Origin of the sequence: Geovibrio thiophilus (assembly GCF_004087915.1) — a bacterium.
GTDB lineage: Bacteria > Chrysiogenota > Deferribacteres > Deferribacterales > Geovibrionaceae > Geovibrio > Geovibrio thiophilus.
The window spans coordinates 244,781-267,459 of record NZ_CP035108.1 but is presented as its reverse complement, the minus strand read 5'-3'; the positions used below and the strand labels follow the sequence as shown (position 1 = coordinate 267,459).

Genomic DNA, 22,679 nt, shown 5'->3' with positions numbered 1-22,679 from the left:
TGTGCCTCTTCCGCAATAATCTGAACCCGCAACATCCTGTCAGATTCTGATACACGCTCGCGCCGTTTAAAAAACGGCTTCGCTGCGCACGGCGTCGGCACATCCTGTGCCTCTTCCTCAATAATCTGAACCCGCAACATCCTGTCAGATTCTGATACACGCTCGCGCCGTTTAAAAAACGGCTTCGCTGCGCACGGCGTCGGCACATCCTGTGCCTCTTCCTTAATAATCTGAACCCGCAACATCCTGTCAGATTCTGATACACGCTCGCGCCGTTTAAAAAACGGCTTCGCTGCGCACGGCGTCGGCACATCCGTATGCCCTCCGCATGCTTCTATTTATCTTTCTTCTTTGTACTTTTCCAGCGGGAGACCCAGCCTTCCTTTATCTTCATATCCGCCCTTGTCATAGCGAGAGCGTCTGCGGGCACATCCTTTGTAATGGTGGAACCCGCCGCCAGAAGTGCGCCTTTGCCGATCTTCACCGGAGCCACAAGCTGAACATCGCTCCCCACAAAAACACCGTCTTCTATGACAGTCTTATACTTCTTTATCCCGTCATAATTACAGGTAATTGTACCGCAGCCTATGTTTACATCTTTGCCTATCTCGGCGTCTCCGAGATAAGTAAGGTGGCTTGCCTTACTGCCGGAACCGAGAACAGCCTTCTTTGTTTCCACAAAATTGCCGATCTTGTTCTTCCCCTCAAGCACTGTGCCCGGGCGGAGCTGCGCCATGGGACCCACCGAGCTGCCGGCGCCGACTTTACTTTCGGTTATACAGCAGTTGTCCTTGATTTCGCAGTTCTCACCGATCACCGAATCAGTTATGCGGCAGCCGGACATTATTACGCTTCCGGTTTTTATTATATTTTTCCCGTGAAGATAAACATTGGGATATATCTCTGCATCGTTTTCTATTTCTGTTTCCTCATCCGCATAAAACGTATCGGGATCGAAAATGCTGACCCCCTGTTCCATGAATCTTACCGCCCTGCGCTTCCAGAGAGCCTTGGAAGCTTCCGCAAGCTGAACACGGTTGTTCACGCCTAAAAATTCGTTCTCATCCTCCGCCTTGTACGCGAAGGCGCCTTCTTTAACTATATCAGTGAGATAGAACTCGTTCTGGGCGTTATTGCTGCCCACACGGGAGAGCCTGTCCAGCAGAACGGCGGAGTCGCAGAAATATATTCCGGTATTTACTTCATTTATCTTTTTTTCCTGATCGTTTGCGTCCTTCTCTTCGACTATCTTAATGACAGAGCCGCCGCCTCCCCTGACCACACGCCCGTATCCGAAAGGTTTTTTTACGCTGACACTGATAAAGCTCACGGCATGGTTTCCGGCTGCTTCGATAAACTTGGAAAGGGTTTCAGGTCTGACAAGGGGCATATCCCCGCAGAGGATCAGCACACGCCCGCCGTGGTTCTGTATTGCGTTCTCAGCCGCCAGCACAGCGTCCGCTGTTCCGCGCTGGTTTTCCTGAAGACTGAAGGAGGCTCTCCCCCCGATATGGGACTTAACATCCTCCGCGCCGCTGCCTATTACAATATTCACGGCATCCGCCCCGCAGGAGGAGGCAGCGTTTATGACATAATCTATCATCGGTTTTCCTGCCGATTCAAAAAGAACTTTGGGCTTGGAGGATTTCATGCGGGTTCCCTTGCCCGCAGCGAGGATAAGAGCGAGAATTTTCATTATTTCACCGTATAAAAAGCAATAAATAAGAGTTTAGGCAAATGACACAGAAAAATCAATTGTGGAATATTCTGCACAGTGTATACAGATGTTCCCTATGGATCCTGCAAAGCGCTTTTCATGTAGCCGAAATCAACCTCGGCTCTCTCATCGGTGTTATTGCGCTGCACCTGAACAGTGAAGATATAGATCTCCCTTTCGCTGTTTTCGGTGTAAAATTTTTCGCATCTGTAAGAGGCTACATTGATCACATGCGTGGTTGTGTCATCATCGTACGGAGCCATAAACTCCTGCACTTCATCGATGTAGTCCGCATCGTCCGAACATTCGATCTCATCATCATCCACGCCCTTCATAATAAGCTCTGAGGCGCCCTTGGCTATTTCCAGCGAGCTTTTATAAGAGTCCAGAGAGGCGGAGGTTCGAGAGCCTGACTGCACAAAGTAAATAAGAGCGCTGAGAAAAGCCAGCACTACAGCCGACATAACAAGAGTGGCGATAAGCGAGAAACCTTTATTATTCGTTATCATACTTATCACCTATGTTGTATGTTTTCGTATCAATAGTCATAATGTTCCAGCGGTAATTTCTGCTTTCGTCGGGGAGGGGCATGCTTAACTGATCCAGTGCATTGTCCTCTGCGTCAAAATCAAGTTCTTTCACCATCTCATCCGCCCCGAAGTTGAAATTCCGGTCAAACTGTCCTTCCTGCACCAAAACGTACAGCACAAGCCTTCTGAGGTTAAAAAGGTTATCCGGATCGTCGGTAATGACATTTGCCAGAGTGTCGTAAACTATTTCTCCGCCGTCATCATAACCGGCATACACTGCCCAGCCGCCCACGCAGTCCGCTACGGGAACCGTGCCCCTGCACAGAACGGAGGTATTCGGGCTGCATCTGTCGGATATGTCCGCATTACCGTCATCGTCGCAGTCATCGGCTATCCTGTAGTTTATTTCCCTGAATTTTTCCGCCGCGCCGGTATCATAAGGATAGCCCACCGCATAACGGAAATCCAGAGTCGTAACGCTGTTCAGATCATGTTCAATGATTCTGTTCGTTCCCGTATCGATCACCTTGAGCCCGTTGAAATGAACGGCTTCTCTTCTGTCCGAATCGTTGTCTGTCTCGCAGCTTACTCCTTCCTCCTCGCATTTGAGCAGCACCCAGCCGTGTGTTCGGGGTTCGAGCCTGTCGTAGGTGGTGAAAATCTGCAATGTTCCGTCATCCCAGCCCACAGGGTAGAGAGTATCGCCCGCTGCCGTCTCTTCGCCTCTGGCGAGACCAAAGCCCGCGTTGCTGAGATCGACTCTGATTATTTCCGAGCTTATTATATTCTCTATGTTTGATTCGGCTACTTTTGAAAGCTGCTTGGAGCCTGAATACAGGCTTATGTAGGTTGTATAAAGCGCAGTGACAAGCACGCCCGCTATCACAAGCACCACAAGAAGCTCAATGAGCGAGAAGCCTTTTTTTCTCATAACATTCCTTCTTTCATTATTACGGATTTTCTGGAAAGGAACTTTAAATCGCCTCTGTGCCTCCAGCAGATTGTGGCGACAACTGAAGCCGAGTTTTCGAGCCCCAGATTGTCAGCATCATCACTGAAAACCTTGTAGACAACTTCATAATCCACACGCCCAACATCCTCACCGGAGGAGCTGCGGAAAACAAATCTGCCCGTGCAGATCGGATCATCCGGCACTTCATCGTCCTCAGGATCGCAGTAGGCATTCAGATTCTGAGTTTCGTCAAACTCAAGATCATCCGGCAGACTCGCAGGCTGATCCTCCAGATCATCAAAATCCATGGTTCGGAACTCTTCAAACACCGTCTGAATAACCTCTTCCGCTTTATGACGCATAAGGTCGCTGAGATTGCGCTGTTTAACGATGATGTAGCCGTAGGCGAGACTGAGCATGATTACCGACATGATAACCATGGATACAAGCACTTCCATAAGGGTAAAGCCTCTGTTATCTCGCATCGCATGCTCCGTTTACAAATCTGCCCGCTTTTATGCGGTTTGTCTCAAACAGTATGCAGTCATACTCCGCACGGCTTCCGCCGCCGGAGGTTATGGTTCCCGTTACAGTGACAAAGCCGCTCACAAAGGTTATATCGTCTTCCGTTTCAAAATCAGTTGAGCCCGTGAAGCTGAGACCTTCGTATAAATTGCCGTCTTCCGTTTCTATCCTCACGGTTTTCCCGTCCACAGCCACATGAAGCTGTACCTTCCTTGTGAAGGAATACTGCCTTGCGGATGTAACCATGGTAAGAATACGTCTCGTGTCGGATTCTACATTCGCCTTAACCATAAGGTTCCTGTAATTGATCACGGCTATAGTGAGAACGATCCCCATTATAGTCATAACCGCCATAAGCTCTATCGCCGTCAGACCCTTTTTGTTCATCATCTCTCTATCCAGAAGAGGAGCTTGCCCTTGCGGGTGGTTCTGTCCGGTTCAAGCGGATCAGGCTCTCCCGTGCCCGGTTCAGGGCTGAATTCCGGATCGGGAATCTCCTCCAGACAATCCGGATCATCCGGATGCTGCAGGCAGTAATTCGGATCGCATCTTTTATCATCGGGGTGCTCGGCGCAGTAATCATCAATAATAGTCGGCGCGGCGCCGGGATCCACAACCGACGGCACAGTTGTCACACTGTATCCGGGGCATGTATAGTCGGGGGCGTTTTTGCCTGTGGCGCAGTTTATTGACCATATCCTGTGCTGACCGCCGGCCGCGCATATATCCGCGTTCGGCATAGTGGTATTGAAATACACCACATTGGAATACTGAGTGGTGGCGGGATTGGCGATAAGCCTTTCCATAAGGTCATCCACCCCCCTTCCGAGAAGCGCTTTCTTCCATGCGTATTTATCGTTTGGTCCCGTTATATCGCTGCATACGTCACTTTCCGCCTCGCTGAGATCACAATCACCGTCCTTGCAGCCGTCGATGCGCACACCGTAGAGATAGTTCCGGTCGCTTGAGCCGCTGCCGGACTCGTCTGTCTTATAGAACCATCTTCCGGTTCCGAAGTAGATATAGTTCATATCAAAACAGCTCATATGCTCAACACTTGCCGTAACAGGCTTCGCCGCTCCGTAGCTGCTGTCGAACACATTGTTGAACGTCCATTCAGACGGTGTCTCGGAAGTGATGGATACGCCGAGCACGTTGCCTGTCCATGCGCTGCTCTTATACTGGCTGACTCCGAAGAAAACTGTATCCGTATCCCCGTCGCCGCCGTAATCAACGCCTTTGCTGAACAGTTTTCCGCCGAAGGTATTGGTATAAGGGGCAAGAGCGGAAACATTATAAAAGCCCGATCTGCTTTCTCCGGTGAATTTAACTATGCCGCCTGTTGACTTGAGCGTGAAATCGCTGTTGAGATTCAACACAAAAACACTGAGTCTCTGCGCCGAGGAGCCAGCGTAGTCCGTGGGACCTGAGAGAAACATTATGTAGCGGCTGCCGCCTTTTTTTATGTAAGCGGGACCGGAGAAGCTGAAGCCCAGATGAGGCTCGCTGAACTCCCACAGAAGCGCGGGATTGTTCTGGTCGGTTATATCAAGGGCGTAATAGGACGAAAGCCCAACGCAGTCCGCGCTTGACGTATCAGAGCATGTATCGGACGGAGGGTTGACGGAATCACCGCCGCTCACGCCGCAGGCACCGCCGAGCCTCATGCCGCCGATGAGTATTCTTCTGTCGATATAGCCGTCATTGTTGCCGTCTTCCTCTATTATATGGGGAGTGAGATCGTTATAGTAAAGATGGCAGTAATCCGGATCTGCCAGATACCGCAGATAGGGCAGGGCATTTTTCGGAATGAATGCCCATTCCTCTTTTCCGAGATTAGCGCCGGTGGTTACGCTTGTGTCGTCGCTGAGCTTCATCCCGCCTATGGCGCTCATGACCCTGCCGGCACGGAAGGCATGGAGCATGCCGTCATTGGCGCCTACATATGTCATGACATAGCCCGGCTTGCCTGTCTTTTTCGGATGATTTATCATAACAGGGCTTGAGTTAATTATGTCGCCGAGCTTGTACACAACCTGATTTCCGTCTGAATCCGTGTATGTTCTGGAACGGCATCCGGCTGTATCAACACCAAGTACATAATTAATAAGGTTTGCCGCACTGCCGAGGCAGGTTTCTGCGAGATTGCCGAAATTACCGAGGAACTGATCGGCGTTTGCCTGAGTAAACCGCACCAGACTACCGTCCACGTTTGTGTAGACAATCCTTGAAGCGGCAGGCGTCTGCGCCAGAGAAGCTCCGCCCTCCCAGAGATAAGCCACATCATCCAGAGAGGTATTGTAGTTGGTTCTGGCTCCCTTGCCGCCGTAAGCGGTTGTGGCATATTTATCGATCTGGAGAGTGCCTGAGGAGTCTATGTAAAACTCAAGTATTTTATCCTTTCCCTCTCCCATCTCAAGTATCTTATTCTTGTCAGTGTCTTCGATTATGCTCTGGTAACTGTCCTTTGAGTAGAACCAGTATGTGAAGAGCTGCCCTATCCAAGAAAGGGTGGTGGAGGCTGACGAATCGCCGAAGTCTTTATTAGGGTAAAACACAGCGTGGTTGAGCAGCATGCCGTTGTTTTTGGTTTTATCTATGGAAACCGCCGTACCGGAGGAAACCTTTTTAAGTATGTCCTGAAATACCTCCGCGAGCTTTTGCTCAAGCTCAAGGGGATTCGTTATGAAATGGTAGTTGTCCGGCACGCTGTCGCCGTCTTCGTCCCACTCAGCGTCCAGATCAGGCAGACCGTCCCCGTTGGAGTCGTTGAAGCCGCCGTATTTCGCCGCGTACCAAAGGGGATCCTTCAGGAGTGAAGCGTTGGTGCCCCCGGGGGTAAATGTCTTTGACCATGTCAAAGGCAGACCGTTTATCGCAGCATTGCTTGACCCGTCAGCTAAATCCGATATAGGCAGGTAGACGCCGTCCGCAGATGTTCCGGTGATGATGAAGCCCATCGCCTGATTGATTCCGCCCGCAGCGTATTCCGAAGTGAGACTTATGGTAACCGTTCCGTTTGCGTTCACCACATAGTCATACCTTGCTATGGCGTCCATATCATGGTCGGCGCCCTGCTCGACGTCCTCAAAGTTGATGCGGAAGCGTCCGCTTGTTTCGCTTATCGTTTCGGCGTAGAAGTCAACAATCCCGTTGGAGGGGCAAAAGCCCGTACCGTTGAGTATCAGCCCGTAAGTACTGTTATTAATGGAGTAACCGCAGCTTATGCCGCTGCCGCCCACTGATTTGCCGAGAGGAACTATTTTAACCTGACTGCTGCTGTTTACATTTATAACGATCTCAGGCAGGGGGGAGGCGAGGGCAACGGAGTGGGTGTCGATATTAGGCAGGTAATCCGTAACCGGATGCGCGTCGGAGTTATCCGTAAACTTTGTTTTTGCGTAGTAAGCAAGCGCCGCGGTGTTGTAGGTTCCCTTCTTCGTGGGCTCCTCAGGGCAGAGACCAAGGGCGCTGCCGAGGGATGAAAGGCTTTTTGCCGAGCACATGAAATCGTTCAGTATACCGTTGTTGCCTATGAAATAATTGCCTGAAAGCTCCTCATTCTGGCTCATTCCGCTGAACAGCTCGGATTTGTTGTAATCCTCAAGAGTTCCCGAAGCAGGCACACCGTCATCATAGCTGGGGTTAACATCGCTGAGTATGATGATATTCGGTTTGGCGCAGTAGGGGAAATTGGAGTAAGGATCAACCCATGAGGGTTTGGGCAGGCTCAGCCCCCCGTCTGTGGAGCTTGAGTAGGTGTAGCCGGATGTGGCAGAACCTTTCCCCGCCAGATAACGCAGAGCCTCCCAGTACATTTCGCCTATGGGGTTGCCCCACGCCTTGCATTCCCCCTCCTCAAGGGGTCCGTCGGTTATCCAGCCGCAGTTGCTGTTGTAGGAGTCGCTGCCGTAATCATAGTCATTTATCTGCAATGTGCTGAGTGAGCGTATTATGCTGCCCTTTGTCGGCACGGTGGTTACGAATGTTCCGTTGGCGTTTATCTCTTCCGCCATGGAGGTGATATTTTTTCTCAATACACCGCCGGAGAGGTTCTTCTCGTATGAGCCGGTGATCATGCCGAAATACATCGGGGATTCCTTCACTAGGAAGCCGTCCCCGTCCACGCATGAGGCGGCTTTCTCATTGGTTTTGGAGCAGATCGTTTCTCCGCTGCCCGTGCCGTACCTCTGGAGCAGACCCGTAGGTTTCTTACTTCCGGAGCCGTAGTCGTAGCAGTTGGTTTCTTCTCCAGCGGAGGAATCGCAGACCTTAACACGCACATATCTCTTTTCATCGGGGGATACAACGCTGTCGGAGCAGACAGGACGCTCGGTTGACGCCCATTCCCATTTGCGTTTGGTCTGGTTTCTGGCAACCTTTATAAGGTGATCCGCGTTAACCGCGTCTGAGGTCATACAGAAGAGGTGACGTTTGGAAACGGTATTCACATCCGCTCCGTAGAACGGTTCGCCGGTGTTTATAAAATCGTTTGTTTTCAGGCTGCACTGTCCCTGAGTGGTGGAGGGAACATTCGGAGCGCGGAAGGTTATGCTGTCTGTATTCATATTCGTCTGGCTGAGGATCTTCCAGTCGGTTGACCACCCGTTGTTGGCGCTGTTTCTTATCCTGTACTGAACCCTTGCGCCGTCATCCCCTGCGCTTTCCCTCACCCTGACTATCAGGGTGTGGTCAGTGCCGGACTGAAGATATATGCTGCCATTGTAGTTTGTATTGCCTGTGTAGCCGTGGCAGCCGTAATAGGATGCGATTATGGTGTTGTTTACCTCAAGCTCGCCGCCGTCATCTGAATCTACTGAGAAATGATACCATCTGCTGTTCGGCACACGGAATTTCATAACATACATTATGTTGCCGTGACTGCTGATCTGATTGCCCTGTCCGGTGTCGCTGTAGTTTATTGATGTTACGAACTTATGCCCTGTATAGTCCTGCGGGCTGAAAGTGGAAATCATGTTGTCATGGCTTGTGCCGCAGCCCTTATCCACACCGTCACGGTAGGTAACAAACAGTATCTGACTCGCCGCATTCCAAGGAGTGGCGGCATCCGGCATATCGCATGTAAAGTTTGAAGGAGCGTCATAAGGGGTGAGATCCCTTGTGTCGCTGCCCCAGTATTCCTTGCCCCATGAGTGTGCGTCACGGGGTATATAGGTGCTGGAGAGAACCGTTTCATCCGCTCCGTCAGTTTTTCTGTGCCCGCCGTAAAGAACCTTGCGCAGAACATCCATCCGGGACATGGTAAGCCAGTTCAGGAAGTTTCCGCTCCACTCCCCTGTTCCGCCGCAGTATTTGTCGTCAGTTGTGCCGGAGGGATTGAAGCGGGCTGTGCCGGAGGTGGTGTAGGTGTAGCATTTATATGAATCGAAGTAGCCGTAATAGTCTATATCGTGTTTGTAGCCTATATCTATGAAACCGTCTCCGTCAAGGTCTGTGGCGTCGTTGTACGCTTCGTAGTAAAGCTTGTGATCCCGCCCCATGACAAACATCACCAGCGGAGAAACACTTGAGGAAAGGAAGGGAGGAAGACTGGAATTGTTTCCGCTTCCGCAGTAGTTCATCATATCGGCGGAGGCAGGCTTGAGGCATAAAAGGAAAATAAACAGAAGCAGGCTTATTTTTTTCATGTCAGTCACCCTTTATCAGAATATGAACAGCGTAGCTGCCGTAAGCGGTTACAACAACTTCCGCGCCGCGCCGTATATCTCTCAGGGATGAATATTCCTCATAAAAGGCGTCGCCCCTGCGGAACTGCCTCACAACACGGAGCTCCTCTCCGTAGGTGTATACTCTGTCCCCCACGGTTATTGTCTCTTTGTTGTATCCGTTGAACACGCCGCCTATGAGCATAGGGTTTGCAGCATAAGCGCTAAGGCTAATAAAAAGAACGGCAATTGCCGCAATCAGGGATTTTTTCATAAAAAACTCCAGCAGAAACTGCGCGGAAAGAAAGCTTTCCGTTATTAATTATATTTCATGACCCGGTGGTTTTCCACCGAAATAAAGACAGACATAGCTCTGCTGTAATATAATCAGCAGTTTTGCCCGAAAAAGAAAGGGAAACCGCACGAATACACAAATTTTTGACCAAGCAGGGGAATATCAGCCGAAAAGAAAAGAGTAGGCGGAGGGAATAAAAGCTGTCTCCGGCTTGAGCAGACGGAGCATGTCTTCGGGAGCATTGAGCTTCTGAAAGCCCATACGCGCGCAGTCCTCTTCACTGAGGCTGCCGTAAAGACGGACATTGAAGCGTTCCGTAAGAGTTCTCAGGTTAAAAGCGGTCTGCCTGTTTATCTGGTAATCCGCAAGGAGGCTTTCCAGCATAGCCTTTGAGGACGGCAGATCGAAAAAATCACGGAAATATGAGTTTCCGTAGCCGTCGGCGCATTCAGCGAAAAGGAATATGTCCGCCCCTTCCTCGGCAGCGGAAGCAGCCCTGTCCAGCGACTTCTGCGCCTGAACCATGTTGATGTCCTTGGGAAATCCTCCGCAGGAAACAATGAGGGATTTGTACTTTTTATCAAGAGTGATTCGGAATCTGCTGTCCAGAATCTCGCAAGCCTTATGATGCGCCATGAACAAATCGCCGCAGACCATATCCAGAATCCTTCCCTGTTCATCAAGGACAGTGTTCACGGAGAAGAAGTTTCTTCCCGAACGGCTTATCATGAGCGCGTCCACTATGTCACGGTGAACGGGGTTATGGTTCAGTTCCCCCGCCTTCGCGAGAGGATGCCTTCCGCCGCCGGAGACGTCCAGAGCAAGCATATGGTTGCGCAGTATGGATTTTTTCGCTGCTATTCCGGGGAAGATAAGTTTCCGCCCGCCGCCGTAACCGGCGAAGTAGTGATGACTCACGGAGCCTATGGGAACTATTAAGTCGTGCTCAAGATATATTTTATTGATAAAAATGGGTGTTTTTGATTTTGTGATACCGTAGAAGGCGTGGGCTTCCAGATTTTCGCAGTCGTGATCAAAAAGCCTGTCCTTATATTTTGAATAGATTTCCCCGCCGAGAATCCTCTTCTTCTCATCCTCCGTCACCGCCCTGTGAGTTCCCACGGCAAAGATTATGCTCACCTCTTTTCCGTGCTTCTCCGCTTCTGCGAGCATGGATGGGAAAAAACGCTCCATGCCGCTTTTGCGGGTAATGTCGGGAAGTATGAACAGTATCTTTTCCGCACGTTCCGCACAGGCAGAGTAAGACTCGGAATAGACGCACTGATCCAGCGCCTCCTGTATCCCGTAATCGGAAAGGGGCGCATAATCTGCGAACGCTCCGAGAACATCAACGGGAAAGCCCGTTTCTATCTCAAGAGTTTTCTCTCCGAAGGCGATATTCAGCTTATCCGCCGATTTTTGACATGGTGCGTTTGAATCTTTCATTTCTGTTGTCCGTCACGATGTGGTGCTCCTCGTCCTTCTTGCCCAGAGCGTCCATAATAGCAGCCTTGAGAGCGTCACTGTCCCTGCTTCTCACTGCGTCCACTATATCCGTTTCCTGATCCGTAAGGAGGCATGGGCGGATTTTCCCGTCCGCTGTGAGCCTCAGCTTGTCGCATTCGGAGCAGAAATGGTTTGAGATAGGAGTGATGATTCCTATGGTGGCTCCGTTGGAGAGCTTATAATTCTTGGCGGGTCCGGCGGTCTTCTCTTTCTCAATAGGAGCGATTCTGTATCTTTTGGAAATGAGATCAATGATCTCCGAACCGTACATTATGTTCTCTTTTTTCCACTCACAGGAGTTTCCTATGGGCATGAACTCTATGAACCTGACCACTATGTCCGCGCGGGCGGCGAACTCGCAGAAGTCGTATATTTCGCAGTCGTTAAAGCCTCTGATGAGGACACTGTTTGTCTTCACAGGACGCAGCCCTGCCTTTTTCGCTATGAAGATGCTCTCCAGAAGCTTCTGAATATCGAAGCCTCCGGTGATTTCCCTGTATTTTTCCGCCTTGAGGGAATCAAGACTCACATTGATGCGCTTTACCCCTGCGGCGGCTATATCTTCGGCGTATTTGCCGAGAAGAGCGCCGTTCGTAGTTAGGGTCACCTCGTCTATACCGTCGATTTTATTCAGCTCCCGCAGAAAATCGGTCACGCCCCTGCGAACCAGAGGCTCGCCGCCTGTGACACGCACCTTATGCACTCCGAGAGAGGCGAAAACCTCCGTGGCGAAAAGCATATCCTCAAAGCGCAGAATGCTCGAATGCTCAAGGTGCTTGAATTCGCCGCTGGGCATACAGTACTTGCACCGGAAATTACATCTGTCCGTAACGGAGATGCGCAGATAGCGTATCTCCCTTCCGAACCTGTCTTTAACTGTATTATTCATATATCTCGTCTTCCGTTATCTCTCTCTTGCGCCCGAAAATGACCGCAATGAATATGCTCAGCTCGTACAGAACCAGAAGAGGACCTGCCATCATGAGCTGTGAAAAAACATCCGGCGGGGTCATGACCGCAGCCACAATGAATATGCCGAGAACAGCGTATCTCCTGTATTTGCGCATCATTTCTGCCGTGATTATACCCATCTTCGCAAGGAAAAAGGTGAATACAGGCAGCTCGAAAACTATACCGAACCCGAGAACCATCTTGGTTACAAAGCTCAGATACCACTCTATGGAAAGATTCGCTATCACGTACCCCTGAGCGTATTTAAGGAAAAACGCGAAGCCGAAGGGGAACACGAAATAATACGCAAAGCCCGCGCCGAGAAAGAACAGCAGCGAAGCGCTGATAACAAATCCCATAACGTATTTTTTTTCATGAACATAAAGCCCGGGGGCAATGAACTTCCATATATGATAGAAGATAAAGGGCATGCTGAAAAAAAGCGCCGCCATAAAACAGAGCTTGAGCTCCATGAAGAAACCCTCGGTTATCTTCAGCATAGCCATGCTTGATTTCTCCGGCATCACATCCACAAGGGGTTTTGTGACAAAATCCATAAAGAACTGGCTCTGCCAGTAACAGAAGGAGAAAACGGCTATGACTATTATCAGGACATATATCACTCTTTTGCGAAGCTCCTCAAGGTGCTCCATTAAGGGTATCTGGGCTTCAACACCCTGATTTTTCTCTTTAGCCATTTGTGTCCTTCCCTTTCACTTCATCAGTGTCAGATGTTACCTGTTCAGCCTGCGCAGCCTCGGTTTTAGTCTCTTCGGGCTTTACATCGGCGGATGATTCAGCGGTGCTTTCAGCGCTCTGTTTTTTCTTTTCCCAATGATCCCTGTAGGCGTCTTTGACCGTCTTGTTGGGGACGATGTCAAGATCATCTATATTTACGGCGGATTTAAGGTCGTTCAGCGAGCGTTTGAACTGAGCATAACCTTTCCCCAGCGTTTTTGCCAGTTCCGGCAGTTTCCCGGGACCGACAACTAAAAGAGCTATTACAAGAATCAAAACTATTTCAGACATTCCGAATCCAAACATGTGATTCACCTCAACTGCATAATATGTATTTGCCGCCAAAAATCAAGACAAGCTTCCACTGGAAATAGTTCCGCTCCCTCTCAAGAGTGCCGGACAGCTATTTACACCTGCCTTTCCTGATGATATGCTTTTTTTCCATGGAAGATCATAAAAAAGGACACAGACAAAGGCTTAAGGAAAAATTCAGGAGCGGTCCCTCCGCACTCCACGATTATGAGATCATGGAGCTTATCCTCTCCTATATTATCCCGCGCAGGGATGTAAAAGTCCTTTCAAAGGATATAATAGATAAAACGGAAAGCCTGCGTAAAGTTTTCAGAACAGATCTCACTTCGATAAACGGCGCGGGGGAGGAGGTTCAGCTTTTCTTCAACATCATGCGGGAGTTTTATGTCCGTATGGAGCACGGAAATCTGAACTTTGAGCCTCTGGTTCTGGATTCGGGGGCGCTGGTTTTTAAATTTCTGCGTATTCTCATCGGAATATCCGAAAAAGAGAACTTCGTGAGCCTCTTTGTGGACAAAAACAAGCGGCTGATAAGCTATGAGGTGGTCTCCTCCGGCACAGTGGACAGAACTGCCGTATACCCCAGAGAAATAGCGGAGCTCGCCCTGAGAAGAAAGGCATCCTACGTTATAATCGCCCACAATCACCCATCCGGCTCGCTCATCCCCTCTGAGGAGGACATCAATATAACCGAACGCATATCAAAGGCGCTTGAAACCCTTGATATAAAGCTTCTTGATCATATCATAGTTACAGATACATCTTTCCTAAGCATGAAGGCTCAGAAACTTATTTAAGGAGAGACTCCATGAAAAAAGTTTTCGTAACCGGCGGCACAGGCTTTGTCGGTTCCCATGTCATAAGCAAACTCATTGAAAAAGGCGTCCACGTGAAGGCTCTTGTCAGGAACAAAAAAACACATCCCGACGCAGAGGCGGTTCAGGGTGACATACTGCGTCCGGAAACCTTCGCCGACGCCCTGCGCGGTGTTAACGCTGTGATAAACCTTGTGGGCATCATCAGGGAATTTCCGGATAAAGGCATAACCTTTGAAAACATGCACTACAGCGCCGCTAAAAATGCCGCGGACGCCGCTAAGGCTGCGGGAGTGAGCCGCTTTATCCATATGTCCGCGAACGGAACACGGAAAAACGCCGTATCCGGCTACCACAAAACAAAATATCAGGCAGAGGAATATATAAAAAACAGCGGGCTTGACTTCACTATATTCCGCCCTTCGCTTATTTACGGTAAAGGAGACTCCTTCATCTCCATGCTCGCCGGATACATGAAAAAAACACCTGTTTTCAGCTACTTCGGCGACGGCTCTTACCCTATGCAGCCTGTGAGCGTTTACGAAACTGCGGACGCGTTCACGGAGGCGGTATTCAGGGACACGGCGATCGGCAAAACCTACCCGCTCTGCGGAAACAGGGTCTACACATACAAAGAGCTTCTTTATGAGATCTCAAAAGCCATGGACAAAAAAATAATCCTCCTTCCTGTGCCTGAGGCTGTTATCAGCCTCGCCATATCACTTTTCGGCGGGTTCACGTTCTTTCCCGTGACAAGGGATCAGTTCATCATGCTTAAGGAGGGCAACACATGCGCCGAAACTTTCGCATTCACGGAACTGGGGATACAGCAGAGAAACTTCGCGGACGAAATTAAAAAGTATATTCCGTGAACGTTTTTGAAGTTGAAAAATCGTATTATTTGAATATTATTAAACTTTGACCCCTCGGGGCACAAAGGGAGCAGAATTAATGAAAATCAAAGTATTGCTTTTCGCGGCGCTTTTACTGGTATTTGCCGCATGCAGCAGGCAGGACACGGGAGACGCTGACGTGTCCCTCTCCGGGGATTCCATCGAAACTCTTAAATCAGGCGCTATGGCGCGTATTAAAGAGGAGCATCAGGGCAAGGTGCTTCTGGTAAACTTCTTCGCCTCATGGTGTCCGCCGTGCAGAGGAGAAACACCCGACTTCGTAAAAGTCTACGGTGAGGAGAAGGAGCGCTTCTCAATCGTTGCCCTCTCCACAGACGCTGATAAAAAAGACATAGCCAAATACATCAGCGAATTCGGCGTAAACTACCCTGTTTACATGGCGGATCAGTCCCTCAGCATGGAGTTCGGCATAAGCACTATCCCCACCAGCATAATTTATGCTCCGGACGGAAAGATGGTTGATATAATTGTAGGCTCCATTCCCGAAAAGGATCTTAAAAACATAATCAATAAATTATCAGCCAACTGATAAAATGAGGCGGAAGGCTCCGTGAAGCGTTCCGCCTTTTCCGGTTTATCTGATCGGGCTTGAGCCTGAAGATCATTTCCTATTGAAGTTTGAATGTATGCGTGTATTTTTAAATTGTCAGCCACATGCAGATTCCGGAGGTCAGCGCTTTATGTTTGAAGCGGGAGTTAAATGCGTAATAAAGGAACCGATAACATCGCGCTATGTGATGATGATCGAGACAATATGCGGTCAATACCTCATTCCTATAACAATCGGAACCTTTGAAGCGGAAGCCATATATCAGGAACTGAACAGAATACCCAGCCCCAGACCCATGACTCATCAGTTCATCGGCGGAATACTCGGTGTTCTGGACGGAGTTTATGTGGAAAACGTGATAATAGACAATGTCGAAAAAGGCGTTTTCACCGCAAAACTCAACATTCACACGGAGGGCGAGTCCAAAACAGTGGACTGCCGTCCGTCCGACGGAGTTGCGCTGGCGCTTCACATGAGCGTCCCCCTGTTTATAGAGGAGCAGGTGGTTTCAAAAAGCTGCTGCATCGAACGGACGGGGCTCACTATTGCGGAGGAAAGAGCGCTCTTCGGGATAATTGACGATCAGGGTACGACATTCTGGAATGTATAAAATAAATCAGCTTTGAAAAATAACGAAAAGCCCGCAGCCTGAAAACGACTGCGGGCTTTCATTTTTTATGCACTTAGGCGTGTACGCAAACCCGACACAATGTTCGGGTTTGCGTTGTCAAGTCGTTATTCTCCGTGTTTTTCTGTTACAGCCCCAAGGACGAGGCTGCGCCGTGCGAAGTGAAGCCGAACTCTGTTCGGCGCGAACGTGTACGCAAACCCGACACGACATTCGGGTTTGCGTTGTCAAGTCGTTATTCTCCGTGTTTTTCTGTTACAGCCCCAAGGACGGGGCTGCGCCGTGCGAAGTGAAGCCGAACTCTGTTCGGCGCGAAGGTGTACGCAAACCCGACACGACGTTCGGGTTTGCGTTGTCAAGTCGTTATTCTCCGTGTTTTTCTGTTACAGCCCCAAGGACGAGGCTGCGCCGTGCGAAGTGAAGCCGAACTCTGTTCGGCGCGAACGTGTACGCAAACCCGACACGACGTTCGGGTTTGCGTTGTTAAATGTCATTTATTGCGTTTCTCTACAACAGCCCCTTTGTGAATCGGGGTCTCTCCAATGCCGAAGGAGGATTCTTCTGTTTTCCCCTCAGCTCCGTCATTGATTTGCCTGTGGAGCCTTTCAAGCCAGACCGGATCCGATACTGCGTAATGTACCAGAATTTCCAGCCTCGGCAGGACTCTTCCGCTTATAAGATGTTCAAGCCTGTGCACCTCCGGATCTGCTTCCTCGGGTTCCATTCCCAGAATATCCACAAGAAGCTTAGTGAGGCATTTATCGCGTCTTACTATTGATTTGCCTACGGTTCTTCCTTCAGCGGTCATGCCGATTTTGCCGTAGGATTCATGAGTAAGAAGCCCCATTTTAGCTAGTGTGCTTACTGCCCTGCTTACGCTGGGCAGACTCACGCCTAGTTTTTTCGCTATATCGCTTACTCTTACTTCCCCATTTTCAGAAAACCTGTACACCCATTCAAGATAATTTTCCTGACTCGGGGTCAGCGGTGCTGAATTCACTGCATTCATCGGAAACCTCCCGACTTGTATTTATACAACAAGATATGAAGATTTCCGGTTTCGGCAAGGATTAATTAAGACTTTTTTTATCTTTTAAACTAAATATCTGATCAATAAAAGAAAAAAGCGGGGGAAAGAACCCCCGCCTCTAAGTATTATTTGTAACTTTGTCCTACGCTGAACAGAGACCACAGAGGAGCACCTGTTTCGTTGTCCTCAGCATATTCAAAATAGTATCCGGTGAATGGATTTGCTATTGCCATAGGAGCAGACGCGGCGGAACGATATAAATAATCATCGCTGACACTGATCATGAAAACGGAATAGCTTCCGTTACCCGAATCATCTGACAGGAATATGCTGCGTTTGCTCATGTCGGCATACCCTTTGAGGCTTTTTTTATGCAGTACTGTGTAGTTGTCAGACTCATCATAACCCATGAAATCCGCTTCCGCTGTTATGCTGCATCCGCTGACACTTACGCTAAGCAGAATATCTCGGGGAATGTCGGTGTAGTTGTCCTCGCTGTATACATTTGAGGATAACAGCTCGATGCCGTATTCCGCATCATCACCTTCTTCAGGCATAACGCAGGATTCGTTGTCGTTTTTCGCATCAGCCACCCTCACCATGAACCCCGTGCCGCTGCACGAATTATCCGGAGATGATACGCTTGTGCTGAAAACCTCAGCGGAGCTTGCGGAAATGTTATAAATAAGCTCCGATTCGTCGGCAAGGCCGGTAAACCTGAAAGAATCCTGAGAAGTTCTTTTGCCGCTGTAGACTTTGACAGTTCTCCTCAGTGCCACAGAAGGTGTTGAAACGGAATCCGGAAAGTCTAAAACTTCATAGCCTCCGACATTAAAAGCAAATGTCTTTCCCTTGTCAAAAACCATAACGGAATCAACCGACTTATAACCGTCAGGCTCGCAGCGAAGCGCGGTGTAGCCGCTGTATGCGCCGTAGATCGAACGGGAGTTCATATGCTCCAGCGCATCCTCTGCGGACGTTGTAATAACATTGCCTGTTTCAAGGGCATCCAGAGCGTCCCTGAGAGTCATATTATCACTGACTATGCCGTTCACGGAGGATGCGCCCTGAGAGTCCAGAACTATTACTCCGCTGCTCACGCTGCCCACACTCTGGAGAAGACGGGCTATATCCACCGCATTATCATAATCGGCTATGTCAAACGGAGTCACAAACGCCGTTGCCCGCACAGAGCCGAGAACCAAATTGCCGATTCTGAAGGTTACATTATCCCCTTCAAGGAAATCAAACTCGCCCTTTTCGTTTGTAACGCCTGAAAGACCGCTGGGCTCAGCGGAATAAGAGAGTCCCTGAACAGGCGCATCCGTAAAAACACCCTTCTCCGAAGTAGATCCTGATGAACTGCTGCTTCCGCCGCAGCCCATAACAAGAAAAACTGAAAATACCACACACAATAACAATACCCGAATACCGCGCATTTAACGCCTCCGTTTTTTAATCACACGTATTTTTAACAACGTATATTTAACAATAGCACAAATGAATATCAATGCTGATAAAAAACTTCATTAAGATGAAAAAAAATAAAATCAGGAATTTACTCTGTCCTGTTTTTCTGTATATACGGAAGCTTCCTTTCTGAAATCATAAAATTCCTTCACGAAGGCGTTGTAGCAGTCCTCTGCACCCGCAATGTCTTCTGCGTCGGCGCATTTTTCCATTCGGGCAGCTATGCTCTCAAGCCCGTAGGCGGTAAGATCTCCGGAGGAAGACTTGAGGTAAACCGCAAGCTCAATAACTCTCCATGGACTGGCCTCCGCAATGGCGCGCCTGAGCTCGTCAAGCTGCTTTTCGGTGTCGTTTATGAATATTTCAAGAACTTCAACAAAATACTCCCTGTCTCCCATTATGGACATCAGTTCATCCGGGCTGAAAGTCCCGCTTCTGCGCTCCGAAGGGATCTCATTTATATCGGTGCTGTAAAGGAATCTGTTTAGTATCGCCACAAGCTCTTCATGTCTGAAGGGTTTGGAGAGATAGTCGTTCATTCCGGCGCTTATGAATTTTTCCCTGTCGCCTTTGAGCGCATGCGCTGTCATTGCCACAATCGGTATATCGGCTCTGCGGACACCGCTTTCGCCGCTCCTTATCGCCTGCACTGTTTCTATTCCGTTCATTACAGGCATCTGTATATCCATGAAAACTATGTCAAAATCATCGTTTCTCATTGCTTCCAGAGCCTTAAAGCCGTTCTCCGCCGCTGTGACCTTATAACCGAGACGCTCAAAAATAGTCACCGCCAGCTTCTGGTTGACTATATTGTCTTCGGCAAGGAGAATCTTCTTATTCCTCGCCTCTGAGGAATAGGGAGCAAAACTGCCGCCGTTCATTCCGTGAGGAGTGTCGTTCTCCGCCTCATACCCGAAAAGCTCCAGAAGACATTTTTTGAGATGGTTTGCTTTCAGCGGCTTGAAGATGCGCCCGTTGAAGCCCTTCTCCGTGAGGTAGTCCGCGGACACATGCTGCCCCATGGGATAAGCCAGAACTGTCCTTGTGCCCGGATAATGCTTTATCTCCTTCATGAGAGCGTCAAATTCCGCCTCGCCTTTTTTAATCAGGGAATCGGAGATAAGCACAGCCTCAAAGGCTTTGTTTCCGGCGGCGGATATGTGTATCATCTCCGAAGCCTCTTTCAGGCTGAGCGCTTTTTCAGCGGCAGCGCCGAGAGACCGGAGCTTGTCCGCGCCGGATGAGGCCGCAAACTCATTTGCGTCCACAATCAGGATGCGGCGCTTATCCAGCCTTCTGTCTGTTTCCCTTACAGCCCCCGCTGAGGCGACCCTTTCAAAAACTGCGGAGAACCAAAACTCCGAGCCTTCCCCCGCGCGGCTTTTACAGCCTATCTCGCCGCCCATCATCTCCGTGAGGCGTTTGGCTATGGCAAGACCGAGCCCTGTACCGCCGTATTTTCGCGACATGGAGAGATCCGCCTGCGAGAACGAGTCAAAAAGATTGCCCATCCTGTTTTCCGGTATGCCTATGCCTGTGTCCTTAATCCTGAACAGCAGCTTCACATATCCGGTGGTTTCCTTCTGGAGCCTGACATCTATGGAAACGGTTCCCTCGTGGGTGAATTTCACGGCGTTTCCGATTACGTTAAGCAGAATCTGCCTCAGCCTCCACGGATCTCCCGCCAGAAGCCGGGGAACCTTTCCGTCAACATTAAAAGCCATATCCAGATCCTTCTGAAAGGCTTTGTAGGCGATGGAATCCACGCTGTTTTCCACAACCTCTCTCACGGAAAAATCCAGATACTCAAGCTCAAGCTGCCCCGCCTCTATCTTGGTGAAGTCGAGTATATCATTTATGACCACAAGCAGCGCCTCCGCTGATGTGGCGACGGTTTCTGCGTATTCACGCTGCTCGTCCGTAAGCTTTGTATTCAGCAGCAGGCTGTTCATGCCTATTATACCGTTCATCGGCGTTCTGATCTCGTGGCTCATATTCGCCAGAAACACGTCCTTGGACATGCTTGCCACTTCCGCTTCCTCTTTGGCTTTTTTCAGTTCCTTTTCAAACTCTTCCTGTTCTTTGATCTTCTCTTCCAGTTCGCTGTTTGCCAGTACAACCTTCTGCCTGTTTGAATCCATAACAAGAAGAACCATAAGCAAAAGAAGCACAGTGAGGTTAAATGACACCGCCTGCTTGACAAACCGCATGTACGCAGCGTCAAACTCAGTGTCTATGGCGTATCTCACCAGATAGGTTTCATAATCGCCCGAAACGCTTTTTATGGGCATAAAAGACGCGATAACCCCTATGCCCCGCTCTTTATGATAAACAGAGAATGTTTCATGGGCGGCAAGCCTTTCCGCAACGCTCTGTCTGAGGCTGTCGTTTACCGCGGTGAATGTTTCCGCCGGCATTATGTCCTGCGAAAGGTCAAAGTCATAGCCTGTGAGATCACCCTCGGTGATGTAGTCATCGGAAAAAGCCGAAGAGGCGGAGTTCTTAAGAAAATCTGCGAAAAGCTTCCTCTCGGCCACCTCCTTTTTGACTCCCATGGAGTAGTAGTTGCCGTAGCTTTCAAGCATTCCGGTGATGAAGCCTTTCACATCAAGGCTTATCTCAAGGGTTCCCACATGAACTCCTCCATGGGAGAGAGGATAGACGAAACGGAAGGCATTCCCGCTTCTGCCCATTTCCAGCCCTTCGGTGAAGCCGTTTTTGATATTCGCTATGTAGACGGAGTATCTTTTATCGCCGAGAACATCCCCGTAGAACTGCCGTTCGTGAAGGCGGAGAAAGCTCACCGTATCGGGAAAATGGAACTGGATTTTTGTGTAGCCCAGCCTTTCCACGGTGTTGTAAATAACTGAGGTTTTCTGAACCGCATCCTCACGCATCGCATCCCGCTTTTCCGGGTGGAGCCACGCCTCGGCGACTGATTCGGTAAGCCCGGGAATATTTACTATGGACTGGTAAACCTCGTCAACATGGCGAGAGTACATGGAAAGGGAGCGTTCATATTCGCTCCTCAGCATGGAAGCAGCGTTTCCCAGCGCGTTTTCGCGGGATTCCTGAAGCTTGCCGTACAAAAAAATACAGCCGGCAATATCAATAAAAAGCAACAAAACCGCTATAGATTTGCGAACCAACCCCGAACCTCGTATAAACCCATGAGCTTTACATATAAATGATACAGCAAAAACCGCCCCGCATACAGTCAAATAATTGAGCCTATGCGGATAAACCCGCTTGAGGCAAATAGGTTGACTGCGGTGCTTTTATGAGAAATACTTTAATGACAAGACGCATGCTGAGGCGGGGAGGTACTCCTAAATGAAAAAACTGTTTCTTATTTTATCCGTTCTTACAGTATTCCGGCAGGCTCACGCCGAGCTGCCCAAGGGATTTGTCTACCTCTCCGATGTTAATTCCTCAGTTGTTCAGGAGATACGCTATCAGTCCTCCCACAATTTTGTCGGAACAAGGGTTGACGGCTATCTCTCCCCGGTCTGCATACTCACCCGTCAGGCGGCGGAAGCCCTTGGCAGGGTTCAGCAGGATCTTGAGCTCATAGGCTTTTCCCTGAAAGTATACGACTGCTACAGACCGCAGAAAGCGGTAGACCACTTCGTCCGCTGGGCAAAGGATCCGAAAGACACAAAAACCAAGGCGGAATTTTACCCCGGAGAGGCAAAGGAGACTCTCTTCAAAAAAGGCTTCATCGCCTCGAAATCCGGTCATTCCCGGGGGAGCACAGTGGATCTCACCATTATCCCTTATGAAGCCTCCGAGCAGGAGGAGTACATACCCCATATCAAGCTGCGAAGCTGTGAAAACACTGCTGCAAGCCGCTTCGGCGACAACAGCATAGACATGGGCACAGGGTTTGACTGCTTCAGTCCGCTTTCCGCCACGGAGAATGAGTCTCTGACGGAAAAGCAGCTCTCAAACAGGTTTCTGCTTAAGGATCTGATGAAAAAGTACGGTTTTGTGAACTATGAAAAGGAGTGGTGGCACTACACCCTTGAAAAGGAACCGTTTCCCAAGACTTTTTTCAATTTTGACGTGAAATAGCTTGCA

At 49.5% G+C, this 22,679-nt stretch carries 19 protein-coding genes; 5 read left to right on the top strand and 14 right to left on the bottom strand.

Annotated features, from left to right (window positions below):
* Positions 1–334: 334 nt before the first annotated feature.
* The 11 genes from glmU to EP073_RS01185 form a co-directional block, all read right to left on the bottom strand.
* On the bottom strand, positions 335–1,696 hold the full coding sequence (gene glmU, locus EP073_RS01235) for a bifunctional UDP-N-acetylglucosamine diphosphorylase/glucosamine-1-phosphate N-acetyltransferase GlmU (protein WP_206617482.1): 1,362 nt from the start codon (positions 1,694–1,696) through the stop codon (positions 335–337).
* A 95-nt stretch (positions 1,697–1,791) separates the two neighbouring features.
* Positions 1,792–2,226, bottom strand: a complete 435-nt coding sequence (locus EP073_RS01230; protein ID WP_128465359.1) for a hypothetical protein — start codon at positions 2,224–2,226, stop codon at positions 1,792–1,794.
* Positions 2,213–3,178 carry a prepilin-type N-terminal cleavage/methylation domain-containing protein gene (locus tag EP073_RS01225; protein WP_128465358.1) on the bottom strand — a complete coding sequence of 322 codons (966 nt, stop codon included), beginning with the start codon at positions 3,176–3,178 and terminating at the stop codon, positions 2,213–2,215. The genes EP073_RS01230 and EP073_RS01225 overlap by 14 nt, the downstream gene beginning before the upstream one ends.
* A complete protein-coding gene (locus EP073_RS01220; protein ID WP_128465357.1) occupies positions 3,175–3,684 on the bottom strand; it encodes a type IV pilus modification PilV family protein in 510 nt (169 codons plus the stop codon). Before EP073_RS01220 ends, EP073_RS01225 begins: the two co-directional genes overlap by 4 nt.
* Positions 3,674–4,114 carry a pilus assembly FimT family protein gene (locus EP073_RS01215; protein ID WP_128465356.1) on the bottom strand — a complete coding sequence of 147 codons (441 nt, stop codon included), beginning with the start codon at positions 4,112–4,114 and terminating at the stop codon, positions 3,674–3,676. Before EP073_RS01215 ends, EP073_RS01220 begins: the two co-directional genes overlap by 11 nt.
* Positions 4,111–9,372: a pilus assembly protein gene (locus EP073_RS01210; RefSeq protein WP_128465355.1), complete on the bottom strand. Its 5,262-nt coding sequence runs from the start codon at positions 9,370–9,372 to the stop codon at positions 4,111–4,113. The genes EP073_RS01215 and EP073_RS01210 overlap by 4 nt, the downstream gene beginning before the upstream one ends.
* A gap of 1 nt (position 9,373) precedes the next feature.
* Positions 9,374–9,664 (bottom strand): hypothetical protein, encoded by a 291-nt coding sequence (locus EP073_RS01205; protein WP_128465354.1) that lies wholly within the window; start codon positions 9,662–9,664, stop codon positions 9,374–9,376.
* Positions 9,665–9,847: 183 nt separating this feature from the next.
* Positions 9,848–11,131 carry a nickel-dependent lactate racemase family protein gene (locus EP073_RS01200; RefSeq protein WP_128465353.1) on the bottom strand — a complete coding sequence of 428 codons (1,284 nt, stop codon included), beginning with the start codon at positions 11,129–11,131 and terminating at the stop codon, positions 9,848–9,850.
* Positions 11,091–12,080 carry a GTP 3',8-cyclase MoaA gene (gene moaA, locus EP073_RS01195; protein ID WP_128465352.1) on the bottom strand — a complete coding sequence of 330 codons (990 nt, stop codon included), beginning with the start codon at positions 12,078–12,080 and terminating at the stop codon, positions 11,091–11,093. The genes EP073_RS01200 and moaA overlap by 41 nt, the downstream gene beginning before the upstream one ends.
* Entirely contained in the window at positions 12,073–12,840 is a 768-nt protein-coding gene (tatC, locus tag EP073_RS01190; protein ID WP_128465351.1) for a twin-arginine translocase subunit TatC, read from the bottom strand. Before tatC ends, moaA begins: the two co-directional genes overlap by 8 nt.
* Positions 12,833–13,186, bottom strand: a complete 354-nt coding sequence (locus EP073_RS01185) for a twin-arginine translocase TatA/TatE family subunit (protein ID WP_128465350.1) — start codon at positions 13,184–13,186, stop codon at positions 12,833–12,835. The genes tatC and EP073_RS01185 overlap by 8 nt, the downstream gene beginning before the upstream one ends.
* Positions 13,187–13,323: 137 nt before the next feature.
* On the opposite strand from EP073_RS01185, the gene EP073_RS01180 reads away from it, so the two are divergent.
* The 4 genes from EP073_RS01180 (at position 13,324) to EP073_RS01165 (ending at position 16,081) form a co-directional block, all read left to right on the top strand.
* Positions 13,324–13,989 (top strand): JAB domain-containing protein, encoded by a 666-nt coding sequence (locus EP073_RS01180; protein ID WP_164885235.1) that lies wholly within the window; start codon positions 13,324–13,326, stop codon positions 13,987–13,989.
* 11 nt (positions 13,990–14,000) lie between these two features.
* Positions 14,001–14,879 carry an NAD(P)H-binding protein gene (locus EP073_RS01175; RefSeq protein WP_128465348.1) on the top strand — a complete coding sequence of 293 codons (879 nt, stop codon included), beginning with the start codon at positions 14,001–14,003 and terminating at the stop codon, positions 14,877–14,879.
* A gap of 79 nt (positions 14,880–14,958) precedes the next feature.
* The gene (locus tag EP073_RS01170; RefSeq protein WP_128465347.1) at positions 14,959–15,450 is read left to right on the top strand and encodes a TlpA family protein disulfide reductase; all 492 of its coding nucleotides are present in this window, start codon (positions 14,959–14,961) and stop codon (positions 15,448–15,450) included.
* Between the two features lie 151 nt (positions 15,451–15,601).
* Positions 15,602–16,081 (top strand): bifunctional nuclease family protein, encoded by a 480-nt coding sequence (locus tag EP073_RS01165; RefSeq protein WP_164885234.1) that lies wholly within the window; start codon positions 15,602–15,604, stop codon positions 16,079–16,081.
* Between the two features lie 508 nt (positions 16,082–16,589).
* Here the strand turns inward: EP073_RS01165 and EP073_RS01160 are convergent.
* From EP073_RS01160 to EP073_RS01150, 3 genes are all read right to left on the bottom strand, one after another.
* Positions 16,590–17,108, bottom strand: a complete 519-nt coding sequence (locus tag EP073_RS01160) for a metal-dependent transcriptional regulator (RefSeq protein ID WP_128465345.1) — start codon at positions 17,106–17,108, stop codon at positions 16,590–16,592.
* 146 nt (positions 17,109–17,254) lie between these two features.
* Positions 17,255–18,568 carry a hypothetical protein gene (locus EP073_RS01155; protein WP_128465344.1) on the bottom strand — a complete coding sequence of 438 codons (1,314 nt, stop codon included), beginning with the start codon at positions 18,566–18,568 and terminating at the stop codon, positions 17,255–17,257.
* Positions 18,569–18,679: 111 nt separating this feature from the next.
* Positions 18,680–21,688 (bottom strand): hybrid sensor histidine kinase/response regulator, encoded by a 3,009-nt coding sequence (locus tag EP073_RS01150; protein ID WP_128465343.1) that lies wholly within the window; start codon positions 21,686–21,688, stop codon positions 18,680–18,682.
* 244 nt (positions 21,689–21,932) lie between these two features.
* Here EP073_RS01150 and EP073_RS01145 point away from each other — a divergent pair, with 244 nt between their 5' ends.
* Positions 21,933–22,673, top strand: a complete 741-nt coding sequence (locus EP073_RS01145; RefSeq protein WP_128465342.1) for a M15 family metallopeptidase — start codon at positions 21,933–21,935, stop codon at positions 22,671–22,673.
* The last annotated feature ends 6 nt before the right edge of the window (positions 22,674–22,679 follow it).

What these genes read in the sequence shown, in the direction of transcription:
- EP073_RS01180 (WP_164885235.1), top strand. Translation starts at nt 13,324, where the DNA reads ATGGAAGATCATAAAAAAGGACACAGACAAAGGCTTAAGGAAAAATTC.
- glmU (WP_206617482.1), bottom strand. Translation starts at nt 1,696, where the DNA reads ATGAAAATTCTCGCTCTTATCCTCGCTGCGGGCAAGGGAACCCGCATG.
- moaA (WP_128465352.1), bottom strand. Translation starts at nt 12,080, where the DNA reads ATGAATAATACAGTTAAAGACAGGTTCGGAAGGGAGATACGCTATCTG.
- EP073_RS01145 (WP_128465342.1), top strand. Translation starts at nt 21,933, where the DNA reads ATGAAAAAACTGTTTCTTATTTTATCCGTTCTTACAGTATTCCGGCAG.
- EP073_RS01200 (WP_128465353.1), bottom strand. Translation starts at nt 11,131, where the DNA reads ATGAAAGATTCAAACGCACCATGTCAAAAATCGGCGGATAAGCTGAAT.
- EP073_RS01210 (WP_128465355.1), bottom strand. Translation starts at nt 9,372, where the DNA reads ATGAAAAAAATAAGCCTGCTTCTGTTTATTTTCCTTTTATGCCTCAAG.
- EP073_RS01175 (WP_128465348.1), top strand. Translation starts at nt 14,001, where the DNA reads ATGAAAAAAGTTTTCGTAACCGGCGGCACAGGCTTTGTCGGTTCCCAT.
- EP073_RS01155 (WP_128465344.1), bottom strand. Translation starts at nt 18,568, where the DNA reads ATGCGCGGTATTCGGGTATTGTTATTGTGTGTGGTATTTTCAGTTTTT.
- EP073_RS01230 (WP_128465359.1), bottom strand. Translation starts at nt 2,226, where the DNA reads ATGATAACGAATAATAAAGGTTTCTCGCTTATCGCCACTCTTGTTATG.
- EP073_RS01215 (WP_128465356.1), bottom strand. Translation starts at nt 4,114, where the DNA reads ATGATGAACAAAAAGGGTCTGACGGCGATAGAGCTTATGGCGGTTATG.
- EP073_RS01220 (WP_128465357.1), bottom strand. Translation starts at nt 3,684, where the DNA reads ATGCGAGATAACAGAGGCTTTACCCTTATGGAAGTGCTTGTATCCATG.
- EP073_RS01170 (WP_128465347.1), top strand. Translation starts at nt 14,959, where the DNA reads ATGAAAATCAAAGTATTGCTTTTCGCGGCGCTTTTACTGGTATTTGCC.
- EP073_RS01160 (WP_128465345.1), bottom strand. Translation starts at nt 17,108, where the DNA reads ATGAATGCAGTGAATTCAGCACCGCTGACCCCGAGTCAGGAAAATTAT.
- EP073_RS01225 (WP_128465358.1), bottom strand. Translation starts at nt 3,178, where the DNA reads ATGAGAAAAAAAGGCTTCTCGCTCATTGAGCTTCTTGTGGTGCTTGTG.
- EP073_RS01185 (WP_128465350.1), bottom strand. Translation starts at nt 13,186, where the DNA reads ATGTTTGGATTCGGAATGTCTGAAATAGTTTTGATTCTTGTAATAGCT.
- EP073_RS01165 (WP_164885234.1), top strand. Translation starts at nt 15,602, where the DNA reads ATGTTTGAAGCGGGAGTTAAATGCGTAATAAAGGAACCGATAACATCG.
- tatC (WP_128465351.1), bottom strand. Translation starts at nt 12,840, where the DNA reads ATGGCTAAAGAGAAAAATCAGGGTGTTGAAGCCCAGATACCCTTAATG.
- EP073_RS01205 (WP_128465354.1), bottom strand. Translation starts at nt 9,664, where the DNA reads ATGAAAAAATCCCTGATTGCGGCAATTGCCGTTCTTTTTATTAGCCTT.